Below are 12403 nucleotides of genomic sequence, written 5' to 3'. Positions count from 1 at the left end.
AGGACACGCGCCCCCGCCGGGAGGCCAACATCTTCAGCAGCAAAAACCGGCTGGTATCCGTACCAGTATCTTCACCGCTTGCCGGCGTGCCGGCCCTACCCCTTTCTCTTCCCCCGAACCTCAGCCTCGTCTTGCTATGCAGCTACCTCACGCCATTGCTACTTCGTTTCGCCAACAGTTTCAGCACGAGCCCCTGCTGGTGCGGGCGCCCGGCCGCGTCAACCTGATTGGGGAACACACCGATTACAACGCGGGCTACGTGCTGCCCGCGGCCGTGGACAAGGAAATTTACTTTGCCGTGGGGCTGAACCAGACCGACACCATCCGGCTGGTAGCCCACGACCTGAACAAGCGGTTTTCGGTGGCGGCGGCCGGGGTGCAGCGCTCCTCCACGGGCTGGGCCAACTACCTGCTGGGCGTGGTGGCGCAGTTTCAGAAGCGGGGCGTGGCAGTACCGGGGTTCGACTGCGTGTTTGGGGGTACCATTCCGATGGGGGCGGGCATGTCGTCGTCGGCGGCGGTGGAGTGCGGCCTGGCCTTTGCCCTGGATCAGCTCCTGGGCACTAACCTCGACCGCATGACCCTGGCCCACATGGCCCAGAAAGCGGAGCACGAGTTTGCCCTGGTGCAGTGCGGCCTTATGGACCAGTTTGCCAGCCTGTTCGGGCGGGCCGGTGAGGTAGTACGCCTGGACTGCCGCTCCCTGGAATACGAGTACTTTCCCTTTGATACCACGGCGGCCCAGGTGGTACTCTGCAACTCGGGCGTGAAACACTCTCTGGCCAGCTCCGAGTACAACACCCGCCGCCAGGAGTGCGAGCAGGGCGTGGCCCTGCTCCAGCAGCACTACCCGGAAGTCCGTAGTCTGCGCGACGCGACACCCGAGCAGGTGCAGGCCCGGCGGGCCGAGCTGGGCGACGTGGTGTACCGGCGCTGCTTGTACGTGGTGGAGGAAAACCAACGGGTAGAGGCGGCGGGGCAACACCTGCTGGCCGGCGACCTGCGGGCTTTCGGGCAGGAAATGTACGCCTCCCACGCCGGCCTGCGCGACAAGTACGAGGTCAGCTGCCGGGAGCTGGATGTGCTGGTAGCGGCGGCCCAAACGGCGCCCGGCGTGTTCGGGGCCCGCATGATGGGCGGGGGCTTTGGCGGCTGCACCATTAACTTGGTTGTTCCCGAGCAGGTAGAAGCCTTCATTGCCCACCAGACGGCCGCTTACAAGCAGCAGCTGGGCCTGTCCCTCGAAACCTACACGGCCTCCATTGTGGCCGGCGTCAGTGAGTATCCGGCGCTGATGCGGGGGTAGGCAGCTCAGGGCAGCTACGGCCCGCTGGGTATCTACTCATCCGCAGCTAACCAGCAGCAAAACAACCTATTAAATCTCATTCTTTCCTATAATCATCCGGAGCTGGCAGGTGCGAAAGCAACGTTGCGGCGGGCATGTGCCCGGGACTCACCCACCAGAGTTTTCCGGATTTTACTTCAGCAAAGAGCTACTTGCACAATCCGAGGGTTCTGGCGCGGCCGTCGTATTTTCTTGTTCCCCGGTAGAACAATCCGGAAGGCCCGGGCGTTGGACAACTAGCACCAGCCAGGGTAGCAGGACTTGTTTGAAGGCTGTACCTTTGGCATATTGAGCGCATCATTTTTCAGCTCTTCTCACCAAATGGCTCCCCTGTACCATCCGGTTTTGGCCGGCCCCCCGGGGTAGCAGCTGTTTTCCTCATCCTGACCCACGTATGCCTAAGTACGAAGTTGCTAACCTGACCCTGGCGGAAGCTACCCGCCACGCCCCCTTCATCGATTACGCCCGCTGCATTGACGCCAGCCAGCGCCCTTACAACCACATAGGCGACTGGCCCGAGGAAGGCCGGCTTTACCCCGTGCGCGTGGTTGATTCGCGCACCGAAGGCATGCCTCTGGTACACGTGCTCGGCTTCGAGGGCGAGGCGCCTTATTATAACGCCTACGGCCCGCACCGCTTCGAAATGCTCCTGACGGTGTGGCTGAACTAAGCACCCGTTTCGGCAAGTATCCTCAACGGCCTCCGCTGCTACAGCGGAGGCCGTTGGCGTTGAAGGGTAGCGGGTAATTGGCACCGGGACGTGGATAAAGGTCTGCTTATTAGGCAGATGACGCTTCCGTTCCTACTTCTTCAGCCAACTATCTACCATCATACAACGCGTACAGTATGGGTTTGCTGGGGCTGGCATCCAGCGCGAGGCTCGTTACCTGCAGGTTGAGCAGGTACAATCCATCTTCCACCTCATCGGGCACAAAAATCAGCTCCGTGATGGTGGCTGCGGTGCGGGTGGCCGCGGGGTACTGCCAGAACGCATGATGAGCCAGCAGCTGCCCGCCGTCTTCCTCCCGGTCCACGCTGGGCAGATCCAGCAGCAGGTGCTCAATGTGGTGAGCGGCCAGGTACTCGGCCAGGGCAGGCTCCAGGTAGGTAGGGTTGGTGCCGGAGTACTGGCGGGTGCGCTTGCTTTTATGGTTAGGCAGGGTGCGCAGCACCAGGGCCTCGGGCCACAGGTTGGCATCTGGCCCGCTTTCCAGCTCCCGGCGCACATCTTCCAACAGCACCACTTCGTCGCCGTTGGGCTGGGGCCGGGCCTGCACCGATACCAGCCGGGCCACGAACAGAAACCGCCGCAAACACCGGTCAAGGGTGGCTTGGGGCTCAGCAGAAATATGGCCGTAGCACTCGGTATGGGTGCCGTTGCCGTGGGGCGTCAGGTGCACGCGCTGGTAGTTGGTGCTGCCGCCCTGCGCCACGCTGCCCACAAAGCTACCCACCCGAATCACCTCGAACTTCACGGGCTCGGCCCAGAAGCAGTTCACTTGCCCGGCGCCGGGTGCCAGGGGAAGGGAAATATCCAGCGGGGCGGCCGGGTCAAAGGCAAACGGACGGCCCTGGTAGGGGTAAGTAGCAAGCATGAGGGTGATGAGGTGATGAGGTGATAAGAATGGCTGAGTCACGATGCTGCTACCCGCTCCTGCTGCTCTAACCGATCCAGGATCTGGCTGATTTCCTCGGCGTGGCTTAGTACCATAAAGTGGCCGCCGCCCCGGATCAGGTACTCCACGGGGGTAGGGCCGGGCGGAAAAACCCGGTCGTGGGTGCCCAGGATCTGGACGCTGCGCCCCACGTGGGTGCTGTCCCAGTGCAGGAGGCGGTGAATGGCCCAGCGGGTGTACACGGGCTCCATATCACGCAGAATTTCCTTGAACAGGCGGTATTCTTCCCCGTTCTTCACCCCGAAATACCACTGCCCGGCCCGCGGAAACAGCTTCAGCCACTGCGGCGGAAACAGTCGGTACGCCCCGCTGGCCCGAATCAGGCGGAGCAGGGGCGGCAGGCAGCTGGAGTCGGGGATGCTGCTGATGAGTACGGTGCGCAGCCGGGGCCGCAGGCGGTTGATTTCCAGCCCCACCACCCCCCCAAACGACACGCCCACCAGCAGGCCCTCGGCCTCCGGCGGAATGTCGGCCGCCATCCGGGCCGCGTACTGGGGCAGGGTTTCATCCGGCGTGGGCGTCAGCCAGGGCAGTACCCGGGTTTGGCCGTGCAGCCGGGGTAGCAAGTTTCGGAACACCCGCTCATCGGCCCCCAGCCCGGGAAGAAGGTAGAACATGTGGTGAAGTGCGGAGCTAGTGAAATGTATGGGTTGAGGTTGCGTTGGTCGTGAGAGGGTAGCCGAACGTCAACCTCACTATTTCCCCATCTCACCATTTCGCCATTACGGCTCGACGCGCAGAAAGACGCCTTCCAGGTAGAAGATGTTGTGGGGCTGGCTGCCCTCGTATTCCTCGGCTTCCTCGGTGTCGGCGGCCATGCTGATATCGAAGGTTTCGTCTTCTTCGCCTTCCTCGTAGGGCTCGTCGGCGGGATAGGTGCAGGAGAGCTTGAGGGCCACGTTGGGCAAGGGCACGGGCGGGTCGGCGGCAGTGGTATATTCCAGCAGGCAAGGCCACTCGCGCACGGTAGCCAGGGCGTCGGCCACATCTTCCTGCAGGGCTTCGGCCCGGGAGCCAGCCAGGCGCAGCAGCAAATCAAGTTGCTGAAAAGGAAGCCCTAAATGAAAAAAGTGCGGTTCCTGGTCGAAGTACGTGGTAGCCCAGATGGTCACGTCGTCAGAGGTATCGAACACGATGGCCGTGATTTGCACCTGCTCGATAAAGAAATCCGTGTCGTCGGCCAGGGCGTCAATCAGTCGTCTCATAATCACGGATTTAAACACAATAGAAGGGCGGCTACCCGGTTTGCGGCCCGGAGCGGGGGTAGTAGCCGGCCGGCTGGCGCGCAGGGGTACGCAGTGGGTAGGCCGGGAAATTAGCAGTTTCCGGCCGGAGTGTAGTACCTATTGGCCCATTTTGACACTGGCCAGGTCCGGCTTTTCCTGGCCTACCCCTGAAACAGCTCCAGAGTGATGTGGTCGGCCAGCAGTTTACCCGCGTCCGTGAGCTGCAGCACCCCGCCCCGGAGCGTGGCCAGGCCGGTTTGCTGCAACTCCTGCAGGTAGGCGGCGCGCTGCCCCGGCACATCGGTGCCCAGCGCGTCGCGCAGATAAGTCAGGTCGCAGCCCCGGGCCGTGCGCAGGCTGGTCATCAGGTACTCATTGGCGCGGTCCTGGAGGCTGAGGTTTTCTACGGTAGCCGGTACCTCGCCCCGCTCCAGCACGGCGGCCACGTACTGCGGGTTGTTGGCCACGGTGTACTGCCGGCTGTGGCCGTTGAAGGAGTGGGCGCTAGGCCCCACGCCCAGGTAGGGCACCCCGCGCCAGTACGCCGAGTTGTGGCGCGACTCGCGGCCGGGCCGGCAGAAATTGCTGATTTCGTACTGCTCGTAGCCGTGGCGGTGCATCTGCTGGAGCAGCAGCTCAAACTGCCGGGCCACGAAATCGTCGGGAGGGGCCAAGAATTTCCCTTTTTTCAGCTGCCGCCCAAATACTGTATCCGGCTCAATGGTGAGGGCGTAGCAGGAAAGGTGGGGCACGCCCAGGGCAAAAGCCGCGGCCATATCCGCTTCCCACAGCCGGTGGTCGGGGGCGGGCACGCCGTAAATCAAATCCACCGAAATATTCTCAAAACCCGCCTCCTGGGCCCGCAGCACTCCCGCCCGCGACTCCTGGGCCGAGTGGGCCCGGTTCATGAGGCGCAGGTGGGGCTCATGAAAGCTCTGCAACCCAATGCTCAGGCGGTTAACCGGTGAGGCGGCCAGCTCGCGCACCTTGGCCGGGGTCAGGTCGTCGGGGTTGGCTTCCAGGGTAATTTCGGCGTCGGGCGCTACCCGGAAGTGGCGGTGGATGGCCTCAAAAATCGTGGTTAGCTCGGCCTGGGTCAGCAAAGAGGGCGTACCGCCCCCGAAGTAAATGGTAGTGAGCGTGGCAGCGGGGCCCAGGTACTGGCGGCGCAGCGCTACCTCCTGGGTGAGGGCTTCCACGAAGCGGCTTTTCAGCGCCATCGAGGTACTGAAGTGGAAGTCGCAGTAGTGGCAGGCCTGCTTACAGAAGGGAATATGAAGGTACAGACCAGACATGCGCAAAAATCAAAAAATCTTGCCCCTGAGTTAGTTGAAGCTGGCCCCGGGGCCCTACCCCTGCCCCAACGCCGGAAGCGTCGGACCAAGCTGCCCGAACGCCCCCCGTAGAACAGCGGCAGCAACGGCCGCGCCTGTCAGCACAAGGCCGACCAGCCAGGCGCTTCCGGCCCCGGACCGGGGTAGGCGGCCAATGCTCCCGTGAAAGGATAACCACTCACAACCCAGGCCACACCGAAGAAGTTGCGGCTCATTGCAAAGAGCCCCCTGACCCAGCGGCAGCTGTTGAGCAGGGCAATGCGCTCAACCCGCGTACTTTCGGGGAATTAAACGCGGCGTTTCGCGTTTCAAACTCCAAATGTACGCCCGCGCCCTCGTTTTCTGGTTGTTGCTCTTCACGCTCCGCCCCGGCCGTACGGCCGGGGCCCAGCCCACGGCACCTCTGAATCCGGCGGCTCCCCCGCTGCAGTCTGCCTCACCCGCCTTGCTGCCCGACTCGACGCGCAGAACGCCCCCCGCGCCGGTGCTGCGGCCCGCCCGCCCGGTGGTGCTGCAGCTGCTCACCGAAGCCGCCGACCGCCCTCTACTGCGGCCCTACCGCTACCGCACCACCCTCCCCGATTCGCTGGCGGCCCTGCGCGAAGTGCGCACCCTGGTACTGGCCCTGCAGGCCGATGCCTACCTCACGGCCTCGGCCGATGAAATTCGCTGGCGCCGCGATACGCTGCGGGTGCAGCTGTACGTGGGCGAGAAGTTTCGCTGGGCCCGCCTGCGCAACGGCAACCTCGGCGACGGTCTGCTGACGCGGGCCGGCTACCGTGAAAAGCTGTTTCGGGAGCAGCCTCTGCAGCCCCAGGAGTGGGCCCGGCTGCAGCAGAACATCCTGCGCGAGGCCGAAAACCAGGGCTACCCCTTCGCTACCATCGGGCTGGACTCCGTGGCCCTGCGCGGGGCGGATGTGGAGGGACGTATTGTGCTGCGGCGGGGCCCGGCCGTGGTATTCGACTCCCTGCAGATCGTAGGCAAAACCAAAACCCGCGCCCGGTTCCTGACCAAGTATCTGCAGCTGGAACCCAACCAGCCCTTCAGCCAGCAGCGGGTGCAGGAAGCAGCCCGGCGCCTGCGCCAGCTGCCCTACCTCCAGCTCAAGGCCGAACCCGAAGTACGCTTCGCCCGCGGTCGGGCCCGGGTGTATTTCCTGCTCGAAGACCGCACCTCCAATCAGTTTGATGCCATTGTGGGGGTGCTGCCCAACCCGAATCCTGGCATCGGCCAGAAGCGCATCCAGCTTACCGGCGACGTAACCATCAACCTGCGCAACATTGGCGGGGGCGGCAAGGGCCTGGGGGTGCAGTGGCGTAAGCTCGATGCCAACTCGCAGCTCCTGGACGCCCAGTACGTGCACCCCGCCTTCTTGGGCACCCCGCTGGAGCTGGATGGCTCTTTCAACCTGCTCAAGCAGGATACGCTGTTTCTGACCTCGCGCCCCCGCCTGCAGCTGGCCTACCCCCTGGCCAATGCCGGGCGGCTGTCGTTTTTCGTGGAGTGGCGCAATTCCCGCCTGCTCACCACCGATACCACCCTGCGGCAGCTGCCCGTCAACGTCGATTCGCGGTTTACTTCCTATGGCCTCGCCTACACCTGGAGTACCCTCGATGACCCCTACCTTCCCCGGCGCGGCCTGCTGGCTACCGGGCAGGGCTCCATCGGGACCAAGCGCATCAGCAAGAATGCCAACCTCAACGAGGCCCTATACGAAGGGCTGGCCCTGCGCTCCACGCAGGTTAGCCTGGGTCTGCGGGTAGAGCAGTATTTTCGGGTAGGCCGTAGCGGGGTGCTGCTGGCCCGGCTCCGCGGCGAAGCCCTCGTGAATGAGCGTCTGTTCCTCAACGACTTGTTCCGCGTAGGCGGCCTGGCTACGCTCCGGGGCTTTAATGAGCTGAATTACTACGCCAGTCAGTATGCGGTAGGCACGGCCGAGTTTCGGCAGTTCACCGGCCCCGATGCCTACGTGTTTCTGTTCGTGGACCAGGGCTACCTGCGCCGCGACCTGCCCACTGATACGCTCCCGCATGATACTCCTACGGGCCTGGGAGCGGGCCTGAGCTTTCGTACCGGTGCCGGACAGTTTCAGTTTGTGTACGCCCTCGGCCGCGACCAGCAGCAGAAGTTCGCGCTGAACGCCGGCAAAATTCACTTTGGCATCACCAGCCGGTTCTAGCCCCCTTTGCTATCAACCAGCGCACCTGAAACCGGTCCAGCTACGTCAGGAGTCGGGCAAAGTTGCCCACATGCAAAAGGCCTGCACTACCATTAGTGCAGGCCTTTGCCTATAGCCTATGCTACAGCAGTTTACTGCAGGGCTTTTTTCAACTCCGCCGCGGCCAGATCCTGAGCCTGGGCGGCCTGGGGCACTACAGCGGCCATTCCGAAGAACTCGTGGGTAACGCCGGTATAGTTCTGGTATTTAGTGGGTACGCCGGCCGCCCTCAGCTTGTCGGCCAGCATGCTGCCGTCACTCATCAGCGGGTCTATTTCAGCCGTGATAATGGTAGTGGGCGGCAGGCCTTTAAGGTTGGCATTCACCAGCGAAATCAGTGGGCTTTTGCCATCGGCCGTGCCGCGTAGGTAGTTCTCGAAGAACCACGCCATCATGGGTTTGTTGAGGGGCTTGGCCTGGGCATTCTTCTGGTAGGAGGGCGTATTCAGGTCGTAGCCGGCAATGGGGTACACCAACAGTTCGTGGCGGGGCAGTGCTATTTTCTTGTCGCGGGCCATCATACTGACGGCCGCCGCCAGATTACCGCCGGCACTTTCGCCGGCTACGGCTACCTTTTGCGGGTCACCTTTAAAGGAAGCAGCATTTCGGAGCACCCATTGGTAGGCGGCAAACGAATCGTTGTGAGCGGTCGGGTATTTGTGCTCCGGCCCCTGCCGGTACGCCACTGATACCACAATAGCGCCGGTTTTCCCTACCAGGCCGCGCACGGAGGCATCATAGGTATCGAGGTTAGCAATAACCCAGCCTCCACCGTGGTAGTACACCACCACCGGCAGCGCACCGCTGGCATTTTTAGGCGTATAGATGCGCACCTTCACCCCCGGCATTACTGAGCGGCTCATGGTATCAGCGGTAACGGGCGGCATGGGGATGTTGTTATCGCGCATCACCTTCATCACGGCGTCGGCCGGGGTAGGCTGCTGGCGGGCCTGCTGGGCCGATAGCGTTTCAATAGGCTTGGGGTTCAGGCTGGCTAGGGCCTCTATCACCGTCTGCATCTCTGGGGCAATAGTTGGCCCCCAGGTGGGCTTGGGTCCCGTAGGTTGCACCGCTTTAGGTTCGGAAGTAGCCGGAGCAGTTGCTGGCACAGTTGACATAGAGTCAGTTGCCGTGGTTGCCGCGCTGGTTGATTCAGATATTTGAGAAGTATTGCAGGAAGCCAGAGTTACAGCGGCCAAGGCTGGTAGGGCCCAGCGCAGCTGGCGGGAGGAGTGCAGAAATTTCATTGAACCTGTCTAGTAAGGGAGTACAGAGCGCTTCTACGCCTGAGCTCTCCGGAGGGCTGTCTGCTTCCCAAATTATGTACAGACATATGAGGCAATTAGCCTCCGCAATAAATTTTTACCATTGATTATCAACCTAAAGCACGCTGCCAGCTTTTATTTTGCGGTTCTCTGTACCAATATCCCAAAAACCCTCCTACATTTGTATTACCAAACAGTGCGGGGTGGAGCAGTTGGTAGCTCGTTGGGCTCATAACCCAAAGGTCACTGGTTCGAGTCCAGTCCCCGCTACCTTAACCGACCCGGTTGCCAACACGGCAGCCGGGTCGGTGTTTTTTATGCCGGCCCCAACGGTCTGACGTGTGCCCCGTAGCCGGCTGTCATCAACCAGCCCCGTAGTTACTCACAGCTCTGTGGCGCTATGGATTCCAGCGATGGTTGCCGCCGCTGAACTGAGATGATTGTAAGCGGTACTGCATCAGAAAGACCGGCCCTGCATGAGAATACTTCGCCGGTAGTAGGCTTCGGCCTGAAGAGGAGAAGGTTGTCTGGTATCAGTGGGCTCCACGCTCCTGGTGTATTGCTGTCATGCTTGCTTTGTACCAAACTTTCTGATAGCATGACAGACGCCACGGATTGCTCTCGTGGCAGCCTATCCCGATAGTTCACTGGGGTGTATTAGAGCAGATAGACCAGTCCGGCTTAGGTGTGCAGACCAATACGGCGCAACTCAACGCAAAAAGGGACAGCCCTTGCGGACGGTCCCCTTGCTCAAAATTCCGGATAATCTGAGGGCTATACTAGCCGCAGTGCGACTACTCGGCTACGGCTACCTCCGCTACTTCCGTAGCAGGAACTACCGATACGAACGAACGGTCTTTGCGGCCCTTGCGGAACTCCACCGTACCGTCAATCATAGCAAACAGCGTGTGGTCTTTGCCGATACCCACGTTCTGGCCGGGGTGGTGCTTGGTACCGCGCTGACGCACGATGATGTTGCCGGCAATGATGTCCTGACCGCCGAAGATTTTCACGCCGAGACGCTTGGAATGCGATTCACGACCGTTATTGGAGCTACCTACGCCTTTCTTGTGTGCCATGGTATTATTTAGCTTTTAGCTACTAGCTGTTGGCTGTTAGCTTTTTGATTTGAAATGAAGCAAGCTAGCTGAACCGAAAGCTAACAGCTAATCGCCGTCAGCTAACAGCTAAAGCCAACTAGCCGATGCTGTTGATCAGTACTTTAGTGAACTGCTGACGGTGGCCGTTCAGCTTCTTGTAGCCCTTGCGGCGCTTTTTCTTGAACACAAGCACTTTGTCACCCTTCACGTGAGCCAGGATGGTACCGGTTACGGTAACGTCCAGCTCGGGGGCGCCAATGGTGATAGTTCCTTCGTTATCGGTCAGCAGGGCTTTGCCCAGCTCCACGGTGTCGCCGACGTTGCCAGCCAAACGGTGGGCGTATACAAATTTATTGGCTTCGACCTTGGTCTGCTTCCCGGCTATGTTGACAATTGCGTACATCGGCGTCTTCGCGGTTTCTGAAAAATGGAAGGCAAAAGTAGAAGGATGATTTTACAAATCCAAACCTAACTCACTAAACCTCATTGCCCCCGCTTTCCTGACGCTTCTGCAGAGCATAAGCAGGAACGCGCCGGCGGGTGCGCGAATACAGTTTTTGTGGACAACCACAATTATCCACAAGCAAAATGTGGATAACTTTTGCTTGCCGGGCCTACTCGGGCGTCGCAGGTGGCCCTACACCATCTGATTTCAACTTGCAGCGGCTTAGTGGTGTTATGCAAAAATTAACACAGAAAAAAGCGCTGTGGTGGCCTAGCTTCCCGGCAGTGGGGTTTATCTTTGGCTTTGCCTAGACCGCAAACGGCTAAACATTCGGTGTTGTGGTTGGGTTAGCCCACCGCTACCCGTGCGGCCAGCTGGCTTTTGCATTTATCATCTTACTCTTGTTGCCATGGAACCTCTGCTTACTGAGAACCCCAACCGCTTCGTCCTCTTCCCCATTCAGCACAACGATGTGTGGCAGATGTATAAGAAGGCCGAGGCCTCGTTCTGGACGGCTGAGGAAATTGATCTGGGCCAGGACCAGAAGGACTGGGATTCGCTCAACGATGGGGAACGGCACTTCATCAGCCACGTACTGGCCTTCTTTGCGGCCTCCGATGGAATTGTAAACGAAAACCTGGCCGTCAACTTCATGCAGGAAGTGCAGATGGCTGAGGCCCGCTGCTTCTACGGCTTTCAGGTGATGATGGAAAACATTCACTCGGAAACGTACTCCCTGCTGATTGACACCTACATCAAGGACGCCAAGCAGAAAGACCACCTCTTCAACGCCTTGGAAACCGTGCCGTGCGTGAAGAAAAAAGGGGAGTGGGCCATTAAGTGGATCAACTCCGAAAACTTCACGGAGCGCCTCATTGCCTTTGCCGCCGTGGAGGGCATCTTCTTCTCGGGCTCGTTCTGCTCTATTTTCTGGCTGAAAAAGCGCGGTCTGATGCCCGGCCTGACCTTCTCGAACGAGCTGATTTCCCGCGACGAAGGCCTGCACTGCGACTTCGCCTGCCTGCTCTACAAAGACCACCTGGTAAACAAGCTACCCGAGAGCCGCGTGCATGAAATCATCCGCGACGCGGTGACCATTGAGCAGGAGTTCGTCACCGACGCCCTGCCCGTTAACCTGATTGGCATGAACGCCCAGCTGATGTCGCAGTACATTGAGTTTGTGGCCGACCGTCTGCTCGACGCCCTGGGCTACAGCAAGATCTACGGCGCTACCAACCCCTTCGATTTCATGGAAATGATTTCGCTGCAGGGCAAAACCAACTTCTTCGAGAAGCGGGTGGGCGAGTACCAGAAGGCCGGCGTACTCAGCGAGCGGACCTCTAACGCCTTCTCCCTGGACGAGGACTTTTAACCTCGTCCTCCTGATGAGTAAAAAGCCCCGGCTGCCTTGCATGTCGGGGCTTTTTGTTGGGTTACCTCCACCGGCCAGCAAGTATGTACTGACGCGTACTAGTTCTTACTTTATCATGCAGCCTCTCCACAATCAATGGCCCCTGCCGGGCCAGGTAGATCCCAACTTACTGCCTTGCGCCTTTTGCCGCCGCCGGCTGCGCATCAATGGGCATCCCGTATTCACTTCCTGCTCGTGCAAGGCTTTCGGGCCGCCGGTCACGATTGGCGCGCTGCTCACCGGAGCGGCACTGGCAGCAGTCGGGCTCTGGTGGTACGGCCGCCGCTCCCGCTAGCCTGACGGCCGGCCGGCTGGGGCAGCGAGCAAGCCGCCGCCGGGGCACTAAACTCTGGTTTCCTTTCTGGCCTTCCGGGCGCCCG

11 protein-coding genes and 1 tRNA gene are annotated in these 12403 nt (G+C 60.6%); 5 read left to right on the top strand and 7 right to left on the bottom strand.

Features of this window, described 5'->3' with window-relative positions:
• Window positions 1-136 precede the first annotated feature (136 nt).
• Window positions 137-1306, top strand: a complete 1170-nt coding sequence (gene galK / locus GGU46_RS00695) for a galactokinase (RefSeq protein ID WP_183401684.1) — start codon at window positions 137-139, stop codon at window positions 1304-1306.
• 433 nt (window positions 1307-1739) lie between these two features.
• Entirely contained in the window at window positions 1740-2015 is a 276-nt protein-coding gene (locus GGU46_RS00690; RefSeq protein WP_183401683.1) for a hypothetical protein, read from the top strand.
• A gap of 148 nt (window positions 2016-2163) precedes the next feature.
• Here GGU46_RS00690 and GGU46_RS00685 read toward each other — a convergent pair whose 3' ends face one another.
• The 4 genes from GGU46_RS00685 to hemW form a co-directional block, all read right to left on the bottom strand.
• Window positions 2164-2940, bottom strand: a complete 777-nt coding sequence (locus GGU46_RS00685) for a cyclase family protein (protein ID WP_183401682.1) — start codon at window positions 2938-2940, stop codon at window positions 2164-2166.
• 38 nt (window positions 2941-2978) lie between these two features.
• Window positions 2979-3638, bottom strand: coding sequence for an alpha/beta fold hydrolase (locus tag GGU46_RS00680; RefSeq protein WP_183401681.1), 660 nt, complete (start codon window positions 3636-3638; stop codon window positions 2979-2981).
• 105 nt (window positions 3639-3743) lie between these two features.
• A complete protein-coding gene (locus tag GGU46_RS00675) occupies window positions 3744-4226 on the bottom strand; it encodes a hypothetical protein (RefSeq protein ID WP_183401680.1) in 483 nt (160 codons plus the stop codon).
• A 182-nt stretch (window positions 4227-4408) separates the two neighbouring features.
• On the bottom strand, window positions 4409-5542 hold the full coding sequence (gene hemW / locus GGU46_RS00670; RefSeq protein ID WP_183401679.1) for a radical SAM family heme chaperone HemW: 1134 nt from the start codon (window positions 5540-5542) through the stop codon (window positions 4409-4411).
• Between the two features lie 358 nt (window positions 5543-5900).
• On the opposite strand from hemW, the gene GGU46_RS00665 reads away from it, so the two are divergent.
• On the top strand, window positions 5901-7763 hold the full coding sequence (locus tag GGU46_RS00665; protein ID WP_183401678.1) for a BamA/TamA family outer membrane protein: 1863 nt from the start codon (window positions 5901-5903) through the stop codon (window positions 7761-7763).
• A gap of 131 nt (window positions 7764-7894) precedes the next feature.
• Here the strand turns inward: GGU46_RS00665 and GGU46_RS00660 are convergent, their stop codons facing one another.
• A complete protein-coding gene (locus GGU46_RS00660; protein ID WP_246398712.1) occupies window positions 7895-8821 on the bottom strand; it encodes an alpha/beta hydrolase in 927 nt (308 codons plus the stop codon).
• Between the two features lie 443 nt (window positions 8822-9264).
• On the opposite strand from GGU46_RS00660, the gene GGU46_RS00655 reads away from it, so the two are divergent.
• Window positions 9265-9337 (top strand) — tRNA-Met (locus tag GGU46_RS00655).
• A gap of 524 nt (window positions 9338-9861) precedes the next feature.
• Here the strand turns inward: GGU46_RS00655 and rpmA are convergent.
• Complete coding sequence (rpmA, locus tag GGU46_RS00650) at window positions 9862-10146, bottom strand: 50S ribosomal protein L27 (protein WP_183401676.1); 285 nt, start codon at window positions 10144-10146, stop codon at window positions 9862-9864.
• Between the two features lie 118 nt (window positions 10147-10264).
• Window positions 10265-10570, bottom strand: a complete 306-nt coding sequence (gene rplU / locus GGU46_RS00645) for a 50S ribosomal protein L21 (protein WP_110976236.1) — start codon at window positions 10568-10570, stop codon at window positions 10265-10267.
• Window positions 10571-11021: 451 nt separating this feature from the next.
• On the opposite strand from rplU, the gene GGU46_RS00640 reads away from it, so the two are divergent.
• Window positions 11022-11984 carry a ribonucleoside-diphosphate reductase small subunit gene (locus tag GGU46_RS00640; RefSeq protein WP_183401675.1) on the top strand — a complete coding sequence of 321 codons (963 nt, stop codon included), beginning with the start codon at window positions 11022-11024 and terminating at the stop codon, window positions 11982-11984.
• Window positions 11985-12403: the final 419 nt, after the last annotated feature.

Source organism: Hymenobacter latericoloratus (genome assembly GCF_014199535.1).
Taxonomy (GTDB): Bacteria; Bacteroidota; Bacteroidia; order Cytophagales; family Hymenobacteraceae; genus Hymenobacter; species Hymenobacter latericoloratus.
The sequence above is the reverse complement of the archived record's forward strand: the minus strand, read 5'-3'. Positions and strand labels throughout refer to the sequence as shown.

Coding starts and splice junctions, on each gene's coding strand:
- GGU46_RS00665 (WP_183401678.1), top strand. CDS start 5,901: ATGTACGCCCGCGCCCTCGTTTTCTGGTTGTTGCTCTTCACGCTCCGC.
- rplU (WP_110976236.1), bottom strand. CDS start 10,570: ATGTACGCAATTGTCAACATAGCCGGGAAGCAGACCAAGGTCGAAGCC.
- hemW (WP_183401679.1), bottom strand. CDS start 5,542: ATGTCTGGTCTGTACCTTCATATTCCCTTCTGTAAGCAGGCCTGCCAC.
- galK (WP_183401684.1), top strand. CDS start 137: ATGCAGCTACCTCACGCCATTGCTACTTCGTTTCGCCAACAGTTTCAG.
- GGU46_RS00680 (WP_183401681.1), bottom strand. CDS start 3,638: ATGTTCTACCTTCTTCCCGGGCTGGGGGCCGATGAGCGGGTGTTCCGA.
- GGU46_RS00675 (WP_183401680.1), bottom strand. CDS start 4,226: ATGAGACGACTGATTGACGCCCTGGCCGACGACACGGATTTCTTTATC.
- GGU46_RS00640 (WP_183401675.1), top strand. CDS start 11,022: ATGGAACCTCTGCTTACTGAGAACCCCAACCGCTTCGTCCTCTTCCCC.
- GGU46_RS00690 (WP_183401683.1), top strand. CDS start 1,740: ATGCCTAAGTACGAAGTTGCTAACCTGACCCTGGCGGAAGCTACCCGC.
- rpmA (WP_183401676.1), bottom strand. CDS start 10,146: ATGGCACACAAGAAAGGCGTAGGTAGCTCCAATAACGGTCGTGAATCG.
- GGU46_RS00660 (WP_246398712.1), bottom strand. CDS start 8,821: ATGCAGACGGTGATAGAGGCCCTAGCCAGCCTGAACCCCAAGCCTATT.
- GGU46_RS00685 (WP_183401682.1), bottom strand. CDS start 2,940: ATGCTTGCTACTTACCCCTACCAGGGCCGTCCGTTTGCCTTTGACCCG.